This is a genomic window from Streptomyces sp. NPDC018947 (assembly GCF_044390505.1).
Taxonomy (GTDB): Bacteria; Actinomycetota; Actinomycetes; order Streptomycetales; family Streptomycetaceae; genus Streptomyces.
Genome location: NZ_JBIRZD010000001.1, coordinates 315,996 through 335,710 on the forward strand (window position 1 = coordinate 315,996; position 19,715 = coordinate 335,710).

The window sequence follows — 19,715 nt, forward strand, 5'->3', positions numbered from 1 at the left end:
AAGCCTGCCACGCCCCCGGCCACGTCAGCCCGTCCGGCGCGGCTCCGGGAGGACGCGCCGCATCGCGCGGTGCGGGATGCCCGCGTCGGGGAACTCCGGTCCGTACGCCTCGTACCCCAGCCGCCGGTAGAAACCCAGGGCGTGCGTCTGCGCGTGCAGGTCCACGGCCGTGAGCCCCTTCGCGCGTGCCGCCTCCTCGACGGCGCGCACCAGCGCGGCCCCGACGCCCAGCCCGCGGGCGTCGCGGACGACGGCGAGCCGCCCGAGGGAGCCGACGGCCGGGTCGCCGTCGCCGTTCTTCGCCGCGGCGGCCTCACCGTGCAGCAGCCGCGCGGTGCCGAGCGGCACACCGTCGTCCCGGACGGCGAGGAGGTGCACGGCACCGGCGTCGTAGGCGTCGTACTCGATCTCCTCCGGCACGTTCTGCTCGGCGACGAAGACCTCCTTGCGGACCGCGAAGCACGCCTCGCGGTCGGCGCCGTCCTCGGCGACGCGCACCTCGCAGACGGGGGCGCCGCTCACGCGTAGGTCTCCTCGCGGACCTTGTCGAGGGCCTGCTGGAGGTCCTCGGGGTAGTCGCTGGCGAACTCGGCCCACTGCCCGTCGCCGGGGTGCTCGAAGCCGAGCCGTACGGCGTGCAGCCACTGGCGGGTCAGGCGCAGCCGCTTGGCCAGCGTCGGGTCGGCGCCGTAGGTGAGGTCGCCGACGCAGGGGTGGCGGTGGGCGGCCATGTGGACGCGGATCTGGTGGGTGCGGCCGGTCTCCAGCTTCACGTCGAGCAGGGAGGCGGCGCGGAAGGCCTCGATGAGGTCGTAGTGGGTGACGGAGGGCTTGCCCTCGGCGGTGACGGCCCACTTGTAGTCGTGCTGCGGGTGGCGGCCGATGGGGGCGTCGATGGTGCCGCTGGTCGGGTCGGGGTGGCCCTGCACGAGCGTGTGGTAGCGCTTGTCGACCGTGCGCTCCTTGAACTGGCGCTTGAGCGAGGTGTACGCCCGCTCCGACTTGGCCACCACCATCAGCCCGGAGGTGCCGACGTCGAGGCGGTGCACGATGCCCTGGCGCTCTGCGGCGCCGGACGTGGAGATGCGGTACCCGGCGGCGGCCAGGCCCCCGATGACCGTGGGCCCGGTCCAGCCGGGCGACGGGTGGGCGGCCACTCCGACGGGCTTGACGATGACGACCACGTCCTCGTCGTCGTGCACGATCTCCATGCCCTCGACGGGCTCGGCGACGACCTGCACGGGCGCGGGCGCCTGGGGCATCTCGACCTCGAGCCAGGCGCCGCCGCTGACCCGCTCGGACTTGCCGACCACCGATCCGTCGACCTGGACCTTGCCCGCCGCGGCGAGCTCCGCGGCCTTGGTACGGGAGAAGCCGAACATGCGGGAGATGGCGGCGTCGACGCGCTCGCCCTCCAGGCCGTCGGGCACGGGCAGGGTACGGATCTCGGGAAGCGTGCTCACCCGTCGAGTATGCCGGACGGCCCGGACGGTCCCGAACGCGCGCTCAGTCCTTGTGCACGGTCCCGTCCGGGTCGAGGCCCCGGAAGGAGAGGATCACGATCAGGATGCCGCCGCAGACGATGGCCGAGTCGGCGAGGTTGAAGACGGCGAAGTGCTTGGGCGCGATGAAGTCGACGACCGCGCCCTCGAAGACGCCGGGCGAGCGGAAGATCCGGTCGGTGAGGTTGCCGAGCGCACCGCCGAGCAGCATGCCGAGCGCGATCGCCCACGGCAGGCTGTAGAGCTTGCGCGCGAGGCGGGCGATCACGACGATCACCGCCGCGGCGATCACCGTGAAGATCACGGTGAAGGCCTCGCCGAAGCCGAAGGCGGCGCCCGCGTTGCGGATGGCCGCGAACCGCAGCCAGTCCCCGATGATCTCGATGGGCTCGTGGTGCTCCAGCTTGGCGACCACGATCATCTTGCTGCCGAGGTCGAGGAGGTACGCGAACGCGGCGACCGCGAACAGCACCGCGATCCGGCGCCTGCCCCGCGGGGGCTCCTGCGCCTGTGCCTGCTCGGCATCGGGCCGTTCCTCCCCGTCCCCCGCCGCGTCCGGGGTGTCCGGCGTACCGATGATGCGCTCCGCCTCTGCCACGTGAGTCCCTCAGCCTAGGTACCTGACTGAGCACGAGGGTACGGCACGGCCCGCACCCCCGGGCCGCCCAGGACGCGTACGGGGGCGGATCAGTACCGGCGCTCCTGTTTCTGCTTGCACTCGACGCACAGGGTGGCCCGGGGGAAGGCCTGCATGCGCGCCTTGCCGATGGGGTTGCCGCAGTTCTCGCACAGGCCGTAGGTGCCGGCGTCGAGGCGTTCCAGGGCGCGCTCGGTCTGGGTGAGCATCTCGCGGGCGTTGGCGGCCAGGGCCAGTTCGTGCTCGCGCGTGATGTTCTTGGTGCCGGTGTCCGCCTCGTCGTCGCCCGCGCCGTCCCCGGAGTCCCGCATCAGGCCCTTGAGGGCCCGCTCGGACTGGTCGATCTCGGTGCGCAGGCGGTCCGCCTCGGACTGGAGTTCCCCGCGCGCCTCCTCGACCTCCTGCGGGGTCCAGGGTTCCTCGCCGGGGCGTACCGCGAGGTCGCCGGGGTCCGCGGCCATGCCGCGCGCCTTCGGAACCGCGGACTTGGCCGCCGTGGCCGTGCCAGGAGTCTTCTTCGCAACCACCGTCGTGGCTCCCGTCTGCTCCGCGGCCTCGGCCGCGCCCGCCTTCTTCGCCGTGCTCTTCCTGCCCGTACCGCTCTTGCCCGTACCCCGCTCGGCCCCGTCGCCCGGCTCCTTGCCCGCCGGCGCCCTGCCGGCCGGAGTCCTGCCTGCCGGGGCCTTCCCGGCCGCAGTCCTCCTGGCCGGGGCCTTCTTCGCCGTACCGGTGCCTGCCGTGGCCTCCTCCACCCGTGCCTCCCCGGCCGGGGCCTCCGTTGCCCGGCTCCTGCCGGCCGGAGCCTTCCCCGCGGCGCCGGCCTTCGCACCGGCCTTCCGCGCGTCGGCCGCCCCGCCGCCGGCGCCCGCCTTCTTCGCGGCGGCCTTCCGCACCGCCGTCTTCTTCGCCCCCGCCTTCCGGGCCGTGGCCTTCTCGGCCGGGGCCTTCTTCGCGGACGTCCGCCCCGTCGTGGCCGCACCGCCGGAGGCGGATGCACCGGCCGCGGGCCCCTCGGACGCCGACTCCTGCAGGGCGGTCTTCTTCGCCACCATGGCCGCGGCCCCTTCACATTTTGTGATCTTGCGCGCAAATCGTGCTGGGACGATAAATCGACTCGGGTCCCGCGGCAACGGGGCACGCCGCCCGATTCGCCCGCCCACCGCGCGCCGCGCGGCGAGCATGCCTGCGTTGTGCCCAGCTCCCCGCCGGGTAATCCGCCGCGGGCGCACCTCACGGCCCCGCCGGGAGCCGGACGCCGGACCACGGCATTCGGGTCACCCCGGCCGCACGGCACCCCCTCACCGGACCGCGTCGAAACCGGTCGGCCGCTGCCCGCGCGGCGCCGTACACTGGGCGGAGCGAAAAAGCGTGGATGGGGACGAGTAGCGGCGTACGCAGCCCAGAGCGACCCGGGGACGGTGTGAGCCCGGGGGCGAGCGCGACGTGAAGATCACCCCGGAGCCGCCGGAAGAAAGCCCGGACCGCAGGGACGGGCGAGTAGAACCGGCCTCGCGCCCCCAATGAGGGGGTCCGCCGGTGCACACGACGCACCGGGGGGCCAAGGAGGGTGGTACCGCGGGAGCACGCCGCACACAGCGGCGTACGTAGCCATTACGGCTCTCGTCCCTCCGACGGAAGGCAGCACGTCCGCCGGAGGAAGCTCGTTGAATACGCAGCCGCAGTACCGCCAGGTACCCGCCCAGGTCGACCTGCCCGCGCTCGAACACGCGGTGCTCGACTTCTGGCGCGAGCAGAAGATCTTCGCCAAGAGCCTGGAGCAGTCCGAGGGCCGCCCCGAGTGGGTGTTCTACGAAGGCCCGCCCACCGCCAACGGCATGCCGGGCGCCCACCACATCGAGGCACGCGTCTTCAAGGACGTCTTCCCCCGCTTCCGCACCATGCGCGGCTACCACGTCGCCCGCAAGGCCGGCTGGGACTGCCACGGCCTCCCGGTCGAGCTCGCCGTGGAGAAGGAGCTGGGCTTCAACGGCAAGAAGGACATCGAGGCGTACGGCATCGCCGAGTTCAACGCCAAGTGCCGCGAGTCCGTGACCCGGCACACCGACGCCTTCACCGAGCTGACGACCCGCATGGGCTACTGGGTCGACCTCGACGACGCCTACCGGACGATGGACCCGGAGTACGTCGAGTCGGTCTGGTGGTCGCTGAAGGAGATCTTCAACAAGGGCCTGCTGGTCCAGGACCACCGCGTCGCCCCCTGGTGCCCCCGCTGCGGCACCGGCCTGTCCGACCACGAGCTGGCCCAGGGCTACGAGACGGTCGTCGACCCGTCGGTCTACGTCCGCTTCCCGCTGACCTCCGGCCCGCTGGCCGGCGAGGCCTCGCTGCTGATCTGGACGACCACCCCCTGGACCCTGGTCTCCAACACCGCGGTCGCCGCGCACCCCGACGTCACCTACGTCGTCGCGTCCAACGGCGAGGAGAAGCTGGTCGTCGCCGAGCAGCTCGTCGAGAAGGCCCTCGGCGAGGGCTGGGAGACCACCGGCCAGACCTTCACCGGCGCCGAGATGGAGCGCTGGAACTACCGGCGTCCCTTCGAGCTGGTCGAGTTCACCGAGCCCGCCCACTACGTGGTCAACGCCGAGTACGTCACGACCGAGGACGGCACCGGTCTGGTCCACCAGTCCCCCGCCTTCGGTGAGGACGACCTCAGGGTCTGCCGCTCCTACGGCCTGCCGGTCGTCAACCCGGTCCGCCCCGACGGCACCTTCGGCGAGGACGTCCCGCTGATCGGCGGCGTCTTCTTCAAGAAGGCCGACGAGAAGCTGACCGAGGACCTGGACAGCCGGGGCCTGCTCTTCAAGCACATCCCGTACGAGCACAGCTACCCGCACTGCTGGCGCTGCCACACCGCGCTGCTGTACTACGCGCAGCCCTCCTGGTACATCCGCACCACGGCGATCAAGGACCGTCTCCTCCAGGAGAACGAGAAGACCAACTGGTTCCCGGACTCGGTCAAGCACGGCCGGTACGGCGACTGGCTGAACAACAACATCGACTGGGCGCTCTCCCGCAACCGCTACTGGGGCACCCCGCTGCCGATCTGGCGCTGCGAGGACGACCACCTCACCGTCGCCGGCTCCCGGGCGGAGCTGACCGCGCTGACCGGCACCGACCAGTCGGGCCTGGACCCGCACCGCCCGTACATCGACGAGGTCACCTTCGCCTGCCCGCAGGACGGCTGCGGCAAGACCGCCACGCGCGTGCCGGAGGTCATCGACGCCTGGTACGACTCGGGCTCGATGCCGTTCGCGCAGTGGGGCTACCCGTACAAGAACAAGGAACTCTTCGAGTCCCGCTACCCGGCGCAGTTCATCTCCGAGGCCATCGACCAGACCCGGGGCTGGTTCTACACGCTGATGGCCGTCGGCACCCTGGTCTTCGACAAGTCGTCGTACGAGAACGTCGTCTGCCTCGGCCACATCCTCGCCGAGGACGGCCGCAAGATGTCCAAGCACCTGGGCAACATCCTGCAGCCGATCCCGCTGATGGACCAGCACGGAGCCGACGCGGTCCGCTGGTTCATGGCGGCCGGCGGCTCCCCCTGGGCGGCCCGCCGCGTCGGCCACGGCACCATCCAGGAGGTCGTCCGCAAGACGCTCCTCACCTACTGGAACACGGTCGCCTTCCAGGCCCTGTACGCCCGCACCAGCGGCTGGGCGCCGAGCGCCGCCGACCCGGCCCCGGCCGACCGCCCGCTGCTGGACCGCTGGCTGCTGTCCGAGCTGCACGCGCTCACCGACCAGGTGACGCAGGCGCTGGAGGGCTACGACACCCAGCGCGCCGGCAAGCTGCTGTCCGCGTTCGTCGACGACCTGTCCAACTGGTACGTCCGCCGCTCGCGCCGCCGCTTCTGGCAGGGCGACAAGGCCGCGCTGCGCACGCTGCACGAGGTCGTCGAGACGGTCACCAAGCTCATGGCCCCGCTGACGCCGTTCATCACCGAGCGGGTCTGGCAGGACCTGATCGTCCCGGTGAGCCCGGGCGCCCCCGAGTCGGTCCATCTGTCCTCCTGGCCGGAGGCGGACCTGACGGCGATCGACCCCGAGCTGTCGAAGCAGATGCTCCTGGTCCGCCGCCTGGTCGAACTGGGCCGCGCCACCCGCGCGGAGTCGGGCGTCAAGACCCGCCAGCCGCTGCGCCGCGCGCTGATCGCCGCCACGGGCTTCGACGCCCTCTCCCCCGAACTGCACACACAGATCACGGAGGAGCTGAACGTCGAGTCGCTCGCCTCGCTGAGCGAGGTCGGCGGCTCCCTGGTCGACACCACCGCGAAGGCCAACTTCCGTGCGCTCGGCAAGCGGTTCGGCAAGCGCGTCCAGGACGTCGCCAAGGCGGTCGCGGCCGCGGACGCCGCCGCGCTGTCCCTCGCCCTGCGCGAGGGCACCGCGTCGGTGGAGGTCGACGGGGAGACGGTCGGCCTCGCTCCCGACGAGGTGATCATCACCGAGACGCCGCGCGAAGGCTGGTCGGTCGCCTCGGACTCGGGTGCGACGGTCGCCCTCGACCTGGAGATCACCGAGGAGCTGCGCCGCGCGGGCCTCGCCCGTGACGCGATCCGCCTGATCCAGGAGGCCCGCAAGAACAGCGGCCTCGACGTCGCCGACCGCATCGCCCTGCGCTGGACGGCCACGGACCCGGCGACCATCGCCGCGCTGACCGAACACGCCGGCCTGATCGCCGACGAGGTCCTCGCCACGGACTTCACCCAGGCCGAGGCGGACGACACGTACGGGAGCGCGTTCACGGACGAGGGCCTGACCCTGACGTTCCGCCTGCGCAAGCAGTAAGGACCACGACGAAGGCCCGGCCCCGCGAGGGGCCGGGCCTTCGTCATGCCTGCGCCCGCCGCGCCGGGCGCACCGACACCCCCCACCACGCACAAGGGCGGGCCCCGGGTCACAAACCCGGGGCCCGCCCTGAACGCCGCCGAAGGCTACGCCGTACTACTGATCAGTTGTCGTCCTCATCGATCAGGAAGCCCCGCATCGGCGAGGGCGCCTGTCCCATCGGCGAGGGACCCTGCGGCCGCACCGGCGCCATCGGCTGGGTCATCGCCGGCGACATCTGCTGCTGCCCGCCGTACGACGGACCGGACTGGCTCGGTCCGCTGCCCATCGACTGGTTGCCGCCGTAGGACGGCGCGCTCGCACCGGCCGGAGCCATGGAAGGCGCCGGGGACGGCGGCAGCGAAGCCGTCGCGGGGGTCCGCGGCGGGGCGAGCGAGTCGTCCGCCTGGGTCTCGAGCTGACGGAGCTGCGACTCCAGGTAGGACTTCAGCCGCGTGCGGTACTCACGCTCGAAGCCGCGCAGATCCTCGACCTTGCGCTCCAGCGTGGCGCGGGCCGACTCCAGGGAGCCCATCGCGACGCGGTGCTTCTCCTGCGCGTCCCGCTCCAGGGCGTCCGCCTTGGCGCGGGCGTCCCGCTCCAGGCCCTCGGCACGCGAACGCGCCTCGCCGACAATCTTGTTGGCCTCGGAACGGGCCTCGGCGATCGCCTGGTCGGCGGTCTGCTGGGCCAGCGAGAGGACACGGGCGGCGCTGTCGCCGCCGGGGCCGCCCTGACCGGGCATGCCGCCGGGACCACCGGGGCCCTGCGGACCGCCCATCGGGCCGCCCATCGGACCGGGACCCATCTGGCCCTGCATCGGACCCGGGCCCTGGCCCATCGGCCCCGGACCCTGGCCCATCGGACCGGGACCCTGCGGGCCACCCTGACCGCCGGGACCGGCGGGCAGTTGCGGAGCACCGCTCGGCAGCTGGGGCGGGCCACCCATGGGGCCACCCATCTGCTGCTGCGGCGGGCCCGATATGCCGGCGGGCACCGGAGCGCCGGGACCTCGCATGCCCTGCTGCGGCATCCCGCCCTGTTGCTGCGGATGCTGCTGCTGATCCTGGGGCGGTTCCGGGGGCTTGCGCATGTTCTGCTGGTTCTGCGCAGCCGCGCGCGTCGCCGCCGCCAGTTTGGCGCGCAGGTCCTCGTTCTCGCGGAGCAGCCGGGTCAGTTCGGCTTCAACCTCGTCGAGGAAGGCATCGACCTCGTCCTCGTCATAGCCCTCTCGGAGGCGGACGGTCGTGAACTGCTTGTTCCGCACGTCCTCAGGGGTCAACGGCATCTCTTCACCTCAACGTAGTCGTCGGCATTCGGCAAGCCCGTATCTCTCTCTCATCGCTCACAGCCGGCTCACGATCGAGATCAGGATGTAGACGATGATCATCAGTACGAAGAAGGACAGGTCGAGCGCCACGCCCCCGAGACGCAGCGGCGGGATGAACCGCCGCAGAAGCTTCAGCGGTGGATCGGTGACAGTGTAGGTGGCCTCCAGAACGACCACCATCGCCTTGCCGGGTTGCCACGAGCGGGCGAACTGGAAGACGTAGTCCATGACCAACCGGAAGATGAGCACGATGAGGAAGCACATCAGCGCGATGTAGACGACATCCAGGACCACGCTCATGACCTGTGCTTCCCTCTCCCCTGAACCATCTTTCGGACCCGTCCTCGGGTCCGTGCTCTTGCTCTTTGCCGGTCGTGCGTCTCAGCTCTGGTTGAAGAACCCGCCCTCTGCGATGCGGGCCTTGTCCTCCGCCGTGACATCGACGTTAGCAGGAGACAGCAGGAACACCTTCTGCGTCACCCGCTCGATACTCCCGTGAAGACCAAACACCAAACCGGCGGCAAAGTCGACAAGTCGCTTCGCATCTGTGTCATCCATCTCAGTCAGATTCATGATCACCGGCGTGCCCTCACGGAAGTGTTCCCCGATGGTACGGGCCTCGTTGTAGGTCCGGGGGTGAAGCGTGGTGATCCGGTAGGGCTCTCGTTCGGACACGACCTTGGGCATGATGACCGGTGCGCTCTTTTCCAGGCTCGCGCGTTCTTGTGTGATGGATGCCACGGGCGCGATGCGCGCCGGGCGGCCCGATTCCGCCGCGAGCGAAGCGGAACGGGACACCGGCTCGCGCTGGGCGGGCGGTTGGACGACTCGCACCTCTTCATCCCTTTGGGGCTGGTGTGCACCATGGGACTGATGTGCGGGTTCATGTCGCCTGTGGTCCCGCTCGGGCTCCGGGTCCAGTTCGGGTTCGAAGTCGTCGTCGGGGTCGAACCCCCGGCCGTCGTACCCATCGTCCTCCACGAGGCCGAGGTAGACCGCCATCTTGCGCATCGCGCCGGCCATGCTCTGAGTCCTCCGCTCTGTGGTGGATCGGCTGACGACTGCCAAGTGCCTGCGATCCACTAGGTCGTTGCCTCCGCCTTTCGGCGGTAATGACCATATTTTCTGCTGTGGTCCGACTTCTTGGCGACGTTACCCGAGCCTGGGGCGGACTCCGAGTACCGCGGTGCCGACGCGTACATGTGTCGCTCCGGCGGCCACGGCCTGCTCGAGGTCCGCACTCATCCCTGCGGAGACCATGTTCGCAGCCGGATGGGTTCGGCGCAGGTGCGTCGACAAATCCATGAGGTGCTCGAACGCGGCTTGTTGACGCCCGGCGTACTCGCCGGTGAGCGGGGCCACGGTCATCAGGCCGTCGAGCCGCAGCCCCTCCGATCCGGCGACCAGATCGGCCAACTCTTCGATTCCCCCGGGAGCGACACCGCCGCGCTCGCCGCGCGCGCTCTCCCCCGCGTCGAGCGCGACCTGGAGGAGGACGCCCACCTCGCGGCCGGCCCGCACCGCCTCCCGGGACAGAACCGTGACGAGCTTGGCACGGTCCACGGACTGCACGACATCCGCGTATCCGACCACGGAACGCACTTTATTGGTCTGCAACTGACCGACGAAGTGCCAGGAAAGCGGCAGATCCGCGCAGGCGGCGGCCTTGGGCGCCGCGTCCTGGTCGCGGTTCTCGGCGACGTGGCGCACGCCGAGTTCCGAGAGAATGCGCACATCCTCGGCCGGGTAGGTCTTGGTGACCACGATCAGGGTCACCTCGTCCCTGTCGCGTCCGGCGGCCGCGCAGGCGGCGGCGATGCGCTCTTCGACTTTCGCCAGGTTCCCGGCGAGTTCGTGCTTACGGTCCGTCATGCCCCATCAGTCCAGCCAGACATAGCCCGCGAGCCGCCCGGTGGTGCGGTCGCGTCGGTACGAGAAGTGATCCTTCGACTCCCGGGTGCACACCGGCGACTGCGCCCGGTCGCACACCCCGAGGCGTTCGAGCTGCGCGTGCACGCCGGCGCTCACGTCGACGGCCGGAGTGCCCCAGCTCGTCACGGCGTGCGCCGCCGGTTCGACGGCGGCGACCTCGGCGCGCATCTCCTCGGGCACCTCGTAGCACCGGCCGCACACGGCGGGTCCGGTGCGGGCGACGATGCGGGCGGGCTCGGCGCCGAGCTCCGTCATGGCCCGTACGGCGGCGGGGACGACCCCGGCGACCAGGCCGGGCCGGCCCGCGTGCGCCGCGGCGGCGACACCGGCGACGGGGTCGGCGAGGAGGACGGGTACGCAGTCGGCGGTGAGAACGGCGAGGGCGAGGCCGCGTTCGGCGGTGACGACCGCGTCGACGCGCGGGACCGGCCGGTCCCCCCAGGGCGCGTCGACCACGGCGACGTCGGCGCCGTGCACCTGGTTCATCCACACCACGCGGGCAGGGTCGACGCCCAGTGTCTTCGCGGCCAGTTCCCGGTTGGCCGTGACGGCGGCGGGATCGTCGCCGACCGCGCCGCCGAGATTGAGCTCCTCGTACGGAACGGCGCTCACTCCGCCCCACCGGTCGGTGAAGCCGAAGTGCGCGCCGTTCACGGTGTCGCGCTGTCCTATCACTTCAGGAAGTCCGGCACGTCCAGTTCCTCGGCCGCGCTGTCCGAGTAGGTGCGCGACGGCGGGACGGGCGGCTGGGCCACCGGCGGCAGGTCGCTCACCGGCTCCGGCACCGGGGCCGGCTCCGGCTCCTCCTTGGGCTTGACGCTGCCGAGCGAGCCGAAGGTCGGACGGCTCTCGGGCTGCCGCGCCGGAGCGGGCTCCTCGCGCTTGGGCGAGGACGAGCCGAGGACGTTCTCCCGCTGCTTGGCCGGCGGCTGGCCCCCGTCGAAGCCCGCGGCGATCACGGTGACCCGCACCTCGTCGCCGAGGGCGTCGTCGATGACCGCGCCGAAGATGATGTTGGCCTCGGGGTGGGCGGCCTCGCTGACGAGCTGAGCGGCCTCGTTGATCTCGAACAGGCCGAGGTCGGAACCGCCGGAGATGGAGAGCAGCACGCCCCGTGCGCCGTCGATGGACGCCTCCAGGAGCGGCGAGGAGATCGCCATCTCGGCCGCGGCCACCGCGCGGTCGTCGCCGCGGGCGGAGCCGATGCCCATGAGGGCCGAACCGGCCTCGGACATGACCGACTTCACGTCGGCGAAGTCCAGGTTGATCAGGCCGGGGGTGGTGATGAGGTCGGTGATGCCCTGCACACCGGACAGCAGCACCTGGTCGGCGGACTTGAACGCGTCGAGCACGCTGACCTGGCGGTCCGAGATGGACAGCAGCCGGTCGTTGGGGATGACGATGAGGGTGTCGACCTCTTCGCGCAGCTCGGCGATGCCGTCCTCGGCCTGGTTGGCGCGGCGCCGTCCCTCGAAGGTGAACGGGCGCGTGACCACACCGATGGTGAGGGCACCGAGCGAGCGGGCGATGTTGGCCACGACGGGAGCCCCGCCGGTGCCGGTGCCGCCGCCTTCACCGGCCGTCACGAAGACCATGTCGGCCCCCTTGAGGACCTCCTCGATCTCCTCGCGGTGGTCCTCGGCGGCCTTGCGGCCTACGGCCGGGTTGGCTCCGGCGCCGAGTCCGCGGGTGAGTTCGCGGCCGACGTCGAGCTTGACGTCGGCGTCGCTCATCAACAACGCCTGCGCGTCGGTGTTGATGGCGATGAACTCGACGCCCTTGAGACCGACCTCGATCATCCGGTTGATGGCATTGACACCACCGCCGCCGACACCGATGACTTTGATGACTGCGAGGTAGTTCTGCGGTGCTGCCACGTCGAAGGCCTCTCGCCTCGAGTTACGTGTCGCCGGATCACCGGAGCGTTTGCTGCCCCGCGACCCGACGACTGATGCCGAATGGGACGGTCCGTAGCGCCGACCCGAACCCTAACGCTGAAGTTTAGGGTTACCAGTGTGTCTGTTCCTTGGAGTCTTCTGAACAGGACACTAAGTCGACAAGTGGCGCGCGTTCAACGAACACGCCGAACCTCCCGTTTTTCTTTTCACCCTATGTGATCAGCCGTAGCGCTGCCCAACCAGGGTGCTGGCCTGCACGTATACCCGTCAACTCCCTGATGACGCCGGTGCGGTGGGAACACTCACGTCGAAGTGCCGTGCGTCGGGGGTGGCTTTCATCAGCGCGGTGAGCGAACGGGCCTTCTCCTCGCCCAGTTCGCCACTGCCCCAGGCCACGGTCCGGTCGCCGCTCAGCTCCAGCGAGATGTCGTCGAAGGAACGCACCGTGACCAGGCGCGTCCGCCGCGCGACCGCGTCCGGAAGGTCGCCGGCGACGCGTACCGCCTCGCGCACCAGGCGGTCCTCGCCGAAGCGGCGCAGGCTCGCAGCGGCGGGGCCGGAACGGGCGGGCTCCAGTGTCAGCGCGGGCACGCCTTTCGGCGCCCGCGAAACGGTGGCGAATCGGACGCCCTCGTCATCCACTTCCACGAACTTCCGGCCTTTTTGCACCACCAGAACCGGAGTCCGCTCTGTCACCTCGAGCGTGATTCCGTGCGGCCAGGAACGCTCCACCTCGACCTCGTCGACGCGGGGCAGTTTCCCGGCGAGCCGGGCGGCGATGGCCCCGGTGTCGACGGAGGCCAGCGGATCACCGACCGGGACGTCCGCCGCCTCGCGGACCTGGGCCGGTGTCAGAACACGGGTACCGGAGACCGATACCTGTTCCACGCGGAGCCAGTTGGAGCCGTACAGCACCCAGAGCACGCCGGCCGTGACCAGGACCAGGGCGACGGCCAGGATGATGATCGTACGGAGACGGGGCGGTCCGAACCGCCTCGCACGGGGCGGGCCGGACGACTCCTGCTGGCGTTCACCGCGCTCGGCGGTGGTCGGTCCGGCCACGCTCCCTGCCTTCCGTCATGCCTGACTAGCGGCGCGCACGAGCGGCGATCGCCTCGTACACCATGCCGACGAGGAGGTCGTCGGCGTCCCGGCGGCCGAACTCGGCGGCGGCGCGGGACATCTCGTACAGCCGGTGCGGATCGGCGAGCACGGGCAGGACGTTGTGCTGCACCCACTCCGGCGTCAGTTCCGCGTCGTCGACCAGCAGTCCGCCGCCGGCCTTCACCACCGGCTGGGCGTTGAGCCGCTGTTCGCCGTTGCCGATGGGCAGCGGGACGTAGGCGGCCGGGAGTCCGACGGCGGAGAGTTCGGCGACGGTCATCGCGCCCGCGCGGCAGAGCATCATGTCGGCCGCGGCGTACGCGAGGTCCATCCGGTCCAGGTAACTTACCGGGATGTACGGCGGCATCCCCGGCATCTGGTGGACCTGCGGCAGTTCGTTCTTCGGGCCGACCGCGTGCAGGATCTGGATGCCCGCCTGCTGGAGCCACGGCGCGACCTGCTGGACCACCTCGTTGAGGCGGCGGGCGCCCTGCGAACCGCCGGAGACCAGCAGCGTCGGCAGGTTGGGGTCGAGCCCGAACATCGCACGGGCCTCCGGGCGCGCGGCGGCGCGGTCCAGGGTGGCGATGGAGTGGCGCAGCGGGATGCCGATGTAGCGCGAGTTGCGCAGCTTGCTGTCCGGGGTGGCCACGGCGACCTGGGCCGCGTAGCGGGAGCCGATCTTGTTGGCCAGGCCCGGGCGGGCGTTGGCCTCGTGGATCACGATCGGCACGCCGAGGCGCTTGGCCGCGAGGTAGCCGGGCAGGGCTACGTAGCCGCCGAAGCCGACCACGGCGTCCGCCTTGGTGCGCTCCAGGATCTGCTCGGTCGCCTTGATGGTGCCGCGCAGCCGGCCCGGGACGGTGATCAGCTCGGGGGTGGGCTTGCGGGGCAGCGGGACCGCCGGGATCAGCGCCAGCTCGTAACCGCGCTCGGGCACCAGACGGGTCTCGAGGCCGCGTTCCGTGCCCAGGGCCGTGATGCCCACGGTCGGATCCTGCCTGCGCAGGGCGTCCGCGAGGGCGAGCGCGGGCTCGATGTGGCCCGCGGTTCCTCCGCCGGCGAGTACGACATGCACCGAAATTCACCGCTCTCCGGACGAGCGCGCCGCCGAGGCACGTCGTCGCATCGTGTTCCAACTCCGGGAGTTCCGCCGGGGCCCGGAGCCCCGTGTTCCCCCCGTTCCCCGCTTTCTACCAAAGCGAGGTTGCCGCAGCGCAAGCGCCGCCCGCGCACCGGGCTCGTCGCGGGCGAAGGCGATGAGCAGTCCGACGGCGAACATGGTCGGCAGCAGGGCGGATCCCCCGTAGGAGAACAGCGGGAGGGGGACACCGGCGATCGGCAGCAGTCCGAGGACCGCACCGATGTTGATCACGGCCTGGGCCGTGATCCAGGTGGTCACGCCTCCCGCGGCATACCTGACGAAGGGGTCCTCCGTGCGTCCGGCCACGCGGATACCCGCATAGCCTAGAGCCGCGAACAGGGCGAGCACCGACAGTGTCCCCGCCAGACCCAGTTCCTCACCGGTGACGGCGAAGATGAAGTCCGTGTGGGCTTCGGGGAGTTGACCCCATTTCTCCACGCTGGCACCGAGCCCGGAACCGAACAGTCCGCCCGAGGCGAGGGCGTAGATGCCGTGCACGGCCTGCCAGCAGGCGTCGCCGGGGCCGGGGTCGGTGGCGCCGATGCAGTTCAGCCGGGCCATGCGGTTGGGGCTGGTCTTGATGAGGATCGCACCGAGCAGCGCGGCGACGGAGAGCACCCCGGCGAACAGCCGCGTGGGCGCGCCGGCCAGCCACAGCAGACCGAACAGGATCGCCGTGAGGATGATCGCCGTCCCCATGTCGCCGCCGATCATGATGAGTCCGAGCAGCATGAAGGCGGCCGGCACCAGGGGCACGAGCATGTGCTTCCACTGGGCCAGCAGCTTCTTGTCCTGTTTGCGGGCGAGCAGATCGGCGCCCCACAGCACCAGGGCGAGCTTGCCGAACTCGCTGGGCTGGATCTGGAAGGAGCCGCCGAGCGAGATCCAGTTCTGGTTGCCGTTGACCGCCATCCCTATCCCCGGGATCTGCACCAGGATCATCAGGAAGACGGCGGCGGCGAGGATCGGGTACGCGAGCGCGCGGTGCAGCTTCACCGGCATCCGCATGGCGGCCAGCATCAGTGCTCCGCCGATCAGGGCGGCCAGGAACTGCTTGCGGAAGAAGTACGAGCCGGGCAGGGAGAGCTGGAGCGCGGTGATCTGGGAGGCCGAGTAGACCATCACCAGGCCGAGCACGGTGATCAGCAGACTGCCGCCGAAGATCAGGTAGTAGGCGGTCAGCGGCCGGTCCCAGGCGCGGCGCAGGCGGACGTAGAGGCTCAGGACCGGGTTCTCGCGCGGCGGCCCCGGTGGGGCCGGCCGCTTGACGGTCCGCTGCACGGGCGGACGTCCGGTACGGCTACCGGGCATCGTGGCCTCCGCTGTCGATCGGCCTGGACCGTGCCACGCGTCCCTCCCGAGATCACCCGGCGCAGCAGCGGCCGGGTCAGGCGCCGAGTTCGCGAACGGCCGCCGCGAACGCGTCACCACGCTTGTTGTAGTTGGTGAACATGTCCATGGAGGCGCAGGCCGGGGCGAGCAGGACCGTGTCGCCGGGCCGCGCGAGCCGCCGCGCCTCCTGGACGGCCTGGAGCATCGCCCCAGTGTCGGTCCGGTCGAGGTCGACCACCGGTACCTCGGGCGCGTGTCGCGCCAGGGCTTCGCGGATCAGCGCGCGGTCGGCGCCGATGAGGACGGCGCCCCGCAACCGCTTGGCCGCACCGGCGACCAGCTCGTCGAAGGTGGCGCCCTTCGCCAGTCCGCCGGCGATCCACACGATCGACTCGTACGCCGCCAACGAGGCTTCCGCGGCGTGGGTGTTGGTGGCCTTGGAGTCGTCCACGTAGGCGACCGAGTCGACGTCCGCGACGTGCGCGATGCGGTGGGCGTCGGGCGTGAAGGCCCGCAGTCCGTCCCGTACGGCGGCGGCGGAGACGCCGAAGGCGCGCGCGAGGGCCGCCGCGGCCAGGGCGTTGGCGATGTTGTGCGGGGCCGGCGGGTTGACGTCGGAGACCTCGGCGAGCTCCTGGGCGTTCTTCTGCCGGTTCTCGACGAAGGCGCGGTCGACCAGGATGCCGTCCACGACGCCGAGTTGGGAGGGCGCCGGGGCGCCGAGGGTGAAGCCGATGGCGCGGCAGCCCTCCTCGACGTCGGCCTCGCGGACCAGGTCCTCGGTGGCCTTGTCCGCCACGTTGTAGACGCAGGCGACGCGATTGCCCTCGTAGATACGGCCCTTGTCGGCGACGTAGGCCTCCATGGAGCCGTGCCAGTCGAGGTGGTCCGGGGCGATGTTGAGCACGGCGGCGGAGTGGGCGCGCAGGGAGGGCGCCCAGTGGAGCTGGTAGCTGGACAGCTCCACGGCCAGGACGTCGTACTCCTCGTCGCCGGTGACCGCGTCCAGCAGGGAGACGCCGATGTTGCCGACGGCGGCCGTGCGCAGGCCGGCCGCCCTCAGGATCGACGCCAGCATCTGGACGGTGGTGGTCTTGCCGTTGGTGCCGGTGACGGCGAGCCAGGGGGCGGCGTCCGGGCCGCGCAGCCGCCAGGCCAGTTCGACGTCGCCCCAGACCGGCACGCCGGCCTCGCGTGCGGCACTGAACAGGGGCTTGTCCGGCTTCCAGCCGGGTGCGGTGACGATTAGCTCGGTGCCCCCGGGGAGGGTGTCGCCGTCGCCGAGGCGCACGGTGACACCGAGCGCCTCGAGTTCGGCGGCCTGCGCCCGTGCGCGCTCGTCGTCGCCGTCGTTGACGACGGTGACGTGCGCGCCGAGGCCGTGCAGGACCTTGGCCGCCGGGACGCCGGAGACGCCCAGTCCGGCGACGGTGACGTGCTTGCCCGTGAATTCCGAAGGCACCGAGGAGGTCACTTGTCCGCTGCCCATCCCGCGTAGAAGAGGCCGAGTCCGACGATCACGCAGATGCCCTGGATGATCCAGAAGCGGACCACGACAAGGACCTCGGACCAGCCTTTGAGTTCGAAGTGGTGCTGAAGTGGCGCCATCCGGAAGACGCGCTTGCCGGTGAGGCGGAAGGAGCCGACCTGGATGACCACCGACATGGTGATCAGGACGAACAGACCGCCGAGGATGGCGAGCAGCAGCTCGGTGCGGGAGCAGATCGCGAGACCCGCGAGCACGCCGCCGAGCGCGAGCGAACCGGTGTCACCCATGAAGATCTTGGCCGGCGAGGTGTTCCACCACAGGAAGCCGAGGCAGGAACCCATCAGCGCGGAGGCGACCACCGCCAGGTCGAGCGGGTCGCGCACCTCGTAGCAGGCGCCCGGGTTGGTCAGGGTCAGCGCGTTGGCGCAGGACTCCTGGAACTGCCAGACGCCGATGAAGGTGTAGGCGCCGAAGACCAGGACGGAGGCGCCGGTGGCCAGGCCGTCGAGGCCGTCGGTGAGGTTCACGCCGTTCGACATGGCGAGGATCATGAACAGCGCCCAGACCACGAACAGCACCGGGCCGATGGTCCAGCCGAAGTCCGTGATGAACGACAGCTTGGTGGAGGCCGGGGTGTTCCCGCGGTTGTCCGCGAACTGGAGCGCGAGCACCGCGAAGGCGATGCCGACGATGAGCTGGCCGGCCATCTTCGCCTTGGCCCGCAGGCCCAGCGAACGGCGCTTGACGATCTTGATGTAGTCGTCGAGGAAGCCGACCAGGCCCATGCCGACCATCAGGCCCAGCACCAGCAGGCCCGAGAAGGTCGGCCCCGCGTCGGCCTCCTCGTCCAGGTAACCGGTGATCACCTTGGCCAGGAAGTAGGCGATGACCGTCGCCAGGATGAAGGCGATACCACCCATGGTCGGCGTACCGCGCTTGCTGGCGTGCTCGCGCGGCCCGTCGTCGCGGATGTACTGGCCGTAGCCCTTGCGGGCCAGCAGCTTGATCAGCAGCGGGGTGCCGACCAAGGTCAGGAAGAGGCCAATGACTCCCGCGAACAGGATCTGCTTCATCATCGGGCGGCGACCTCACCCTCGGCGCCGGTCTCGAGCAGCGCCGTGGCGACGCCCTCCAGCCCCACCGAACGGGACGCCTTCACGAGTACCACGTCCCCCGGGCGCAACTCGCTGCGCAACAGGTCGATCGCCGCCTGTGCGTCGGACACGTGCACCGACTCCTCACCCCACGAACCCTCGTTATATGCGCCCAGTTGCAGCCAGCGGGCTTCCCTGCCCCCGACCGCGACGAGCTTGCTGACGTTGAGCCGGACGGCGAGCCGTCCGACCGCGTCGTGCTCGGCGAGCGCCTCGTCCCCGAGCTCGGCCATCTTGCCGAGCACCGCCCACGTGCGACGTCCCTTGCCCATGGCCGCCAGCGCACGCAGGGCCGCTGCCATCGACTCGGGGTTCGCGTTGTAGGCGTCGTTGACGACCGTCACGCCGTCCGGGCGCTCGGTGACCTCCATCCGCCAGCGGGAGAGGGAGCCCGCCTCGGAGAGCGCGGTGGCGATCTCGTCTGCGGACATGCCCAACTCGTGGGCGACGGCGGCCGCGGCGAGCGCGTTCGACACGTGGTGCTCACCGTACAGGCGCATGGTCACATCACTTGCACCGGAGGGTGTGTGAAGCCTGAAGGAAGGCTGTCCGCTGTCCGTGAGTCGCACGTTCTCGGCGCGAACGTCCGCTTCGCCGGACTCCCCGAAGAAGATCACCTTCGCCTTCGTACGGGAGGACATGGCGCGGACGTAGGGGTCGTCCGCGTTGAGGATCGCGGCGCCGTCCTCGGGGAGCGACTCGACGAGTTCGCCCTTGGCCTGGGCGATCTGCTCCCGGCCGCCGAACTCGCCGATGTGGGCGCTGCCGACGTTGAGGACGAGGCCGATCCTCGGCGGGGTGAGGCCGGCGAGGTACCGGATGTGGCCGATGCCGCGGGCACCCATCTCCAGCACGAGGAACTTCGTCTCCTCGGTGGCGGTGAGGGCGGTGAGCGGCAGCCCGATCTCGTTGTTCAGCGAGCCGGGCGTGAACACCGTGGGCGCCTTGCGCCCGAGGACCTGCGCGATGAGGTCCTTGGTGCTGGTCTTGCCGGCGGATCCGGTGAGGGCGACGAGGGTGGCGCCCAGCCGCCGGACGACGTGCCGGGCGAGGGCGCCGAGGGCGGCCTGGACGTCGTCGACGACGATCGCGGGCACCCCGACGGGACGGAGGCCGAGCACGGCCACCGCCCCCGCCTCGACGACCGCCGACGCGAAGTCGTGGCCGTCCACGCGTTCGCCGACGAAGGCGACGAAGAGGCTGCCCGGCCCGGCCTCGCGGGAGTCCCGGACCACCGGTCCGGTGACCTCGACGGACGCGTCCGGTATGTCGTGCATCTGCCCGCCGACGACTTCTGCGATCTCGGCGAGGGAGAGGGCGATCACAAGTTCATCCCCTGGGTC

At 70.8% G+C, this 19,715-nt stretch carries 17 protein-coding genes; 1 reads left to right on the top strand and 16 read right to left on the bottom strand.

Annotation, left to right across the window (positions count from 1 at the left end; all coding sequences use genetic code 11):
• Positions 1-24: 24 nt before the first annotated feature.
• The 4 genes from ACH499_RS01440 to ACH499_RS01455 form a co-directional block, all read right to left on the bottom strand.
• A complete protein-coding gene (locus ACH499_RS01440) occupies positions 25-522 on the bottom strand; it encodes a GNAT family N-acetyltransferase (protein ID WP_356200101.1) in 498 nt (165 codons plus the stop codon).
• Complete coding sequence (locus ACH499_RS01445) at positions 519-1,463, bottom strand: RluA family pseudouridine synthase (RefSeq protein WP_356200102.1); 945 nt, start codon at positions 1,461-1,463, stop codon at positions 519-521. The genes ACH499_RS01440 and ACH499_RS01445 overlap by 4 nt, the downstream gene beginning before the upstream one ends.
• Positions 1,464-1,506: 43 nt before the next feature.
• Positions 1,507-2,100 carry a signal peptidase II gene (lspA, locus tag ACH499_RS01450; RefSeq protein ID WP_356200104.1) on the bottom strand — a complete coding sequence of 198 codons (594 nt, stop codon included), beginning with the start codon at positions 2,098-2,100 and terminating at the stop codon, positions 1,507-1,509.
• A gap of 89 nt (positions 2,101-2,189) precedes the next feature.
• Complete coding sequence (locus ACH499_RS01455; protein WP_399013159.1) at positions 2,190-3,191, bottom strand: TraR/DksA C4-type zinc finger protein; 1,002 nt, start codon at positions 3,189-3,191, stop codon at positions 2,190-2,192.
• 612 nt (positions 3,192-3,803) lie between these two features.
• Here ACH499_RS01455 and ileS point away from each other — a divergent pair.
• Positions 3,804-6,950 carry an isoleucine--tRNA ligase gene (gene ileS / locus ACH499_RS01460; RefSeq protein WP_399013160.1) on the top strand — a complete coding sequence of 1,049 codons (3,147 nt, stop codon included), beginning with the start codon at positions 3,804-3,806 and terminating at the stop codon, positions 6,948-6,950.
• A gap of 163 nt (positions 6,951-7,113) precedes the next feature.
• On the opposite strand, the gene divIVA is transcribed toward ileS, so the two are convergent.
• The 12 genes from divIVA to murF all read right to left on the bottom strand — a co-directional run bounded on the left by divIVA (position 7,114) and on the right by murF (position 19,697).
• On the bottom strand, positions 7,114-8,277 hold the full coding sequence (gene divIVA / locus ACH499_RS01465) for an apical growth/hyphal branching protein DivIVA (RefSeq protein ID WP_399013162.1): 1,164 nt from the start codon (positions 8,275-8,277) through the stop codon (positions 7,114-7,116).
• Between the two features lie 57 nt (positions 8,278-8,334).
• Positions 8,335-8,619: a YggT family protein gene (locus ACH499_RS01470; RefSeq protein WP_007448661.1), complete on the bottom strand. Its 285-nt coding sequence runs from the start codon at positions 8,617-8,619 to the stop codon at positions 8,335-8,337.
• Positions 8,620-8,700: 81 nt separating this feature from the next.
• A complete protein-coding gene (locus tag ACH499_RS01475; RefSeq protein WP_356200110.1) occupies positions 8,701-9,342 on the bottom strand; it encodes a cell division protein SepF in 642 nt (213 codons plus the stop codon).
• Between the two features lie 129 nt (positions 9,343-9,471).
• Positions 9,472-10,191 (bottom strand): YggS family pyridoxal phosphate-dependent enzyme, encoded by a 720-nt coding sequence (locus ACH499_RS01480; protein ID WP_399013163.1) that lies wholly within the window; start codon positions 10,189-10,191, stop codon positions 9,472-9,474.
• A gap of 6 nt (positions 10,192-10,197) precedes the next feature.
• Positions 10,198-10,926 (bottom strand): peptidoglycan editing factor PgeF, encoded by a 729-nt coding sequence (pgeF, locus tag ACH499_RS01485; protein WP_356200113.1) that lies wholly within the window; start codon positions 10,924-10,926, stop codon positions 10,198-10,200.
• Complete coding sequence (gene ftsZ, locus ACH499_RS01490) at positions 10,923-12,128, bottom strand: cell division protein FtsZ (protein WP_356200115.1); 1,206 nt, start codon at positions 12,126-12,128, stop codon at positions 10,923-10,925. The genes pgeF and ftsZ overlap by 4 nt, the downstream gene beginning before the upstream one ends.
• Before the next feature lie 288 nt (positions 12,129-12,416).
• Entirely contained in the window at positions 12,417-13,211 is a 795-nt protein-coding gene (gene ftsQ / locus ACH499_RS01495) for a cell division protein FtsQ (RefSeq protein ID WP_399013166.1), read from the bottom strand.
• A gap of 25 nt (positions 13,212-13,236) precedes the next feature.
• Positions 13,237-14,331, bottom strand: coding sequence for an undecaprenyldiphospho-muramoylpentapeptide beta-N-acetylglucosaminyltransferase (murG, locus tag ACH499_RS01500; RefSeq protein WP_356200119.1), 1,095 nt, complete (start codon positions 14,329-14,331; stop codon positions 13,237-13,239).
• A gap of 6 nt (positions 14,332-14,337) precedes the next feature.
• Positions 14,338-15,708 carry a putative lipid II flippase FtsW gene (gene ftsW / locus ACH499_RS01505; RefSeq protein ID WP_356200121.1) on the bottom strand — a complete coding sequence of 457 codons (1,371 nt, stop codon included), beginning with the start codon at positions 15,706-15,708 and terminating at the stop codon, positions 14,338-14,340.
• Between the two features lie 76 nt (positions 15,709-15,784).
• Positions 15,785-17,191, bottom strand: coding sequence for a UDP-N-acetylmuramoyl-L-alanine--D-glutamate ligase (gene murD / locus ACH499_RS01510; protein ID WP_399013168.1), 1,407 nt, complete (start codon positions 17,189-17,191; stop codon positions 15,785-15,787).
• Between the two features lie 8 nt (positions 17,192-17,199).
• Complete coding sequence (gene mraY / locus ACH499_RS01515) at positions 17,200-18,291, bottom strand: phospho-N-acetylmuramoyl-pentapeptide-transferase (RefSeq protein WP_356200270.1); 1,092 nt, start codon at positions 18,289-18,291, stop codon at positions 17,200-17,202.
• Positions 18,291-19,697 (bottom strand): UDP-N-acetylmuramoyl-tripeptide--D-alanyl-D-alanine ligase, encoded by a 1,407-nt coding sequence (gene murF / locus ACH499_RS01520; protein WP_356200125.1) that lies wholly within the window; start codon positions 19,695-19,697, stop codon positions 18,291-18,293. The genes mraY and murF overlap by 1 nt, the downstream gene beginning before the upstream one ends.
• Positions 19,698-19,715: the final 18 nt, after the last annotated feature.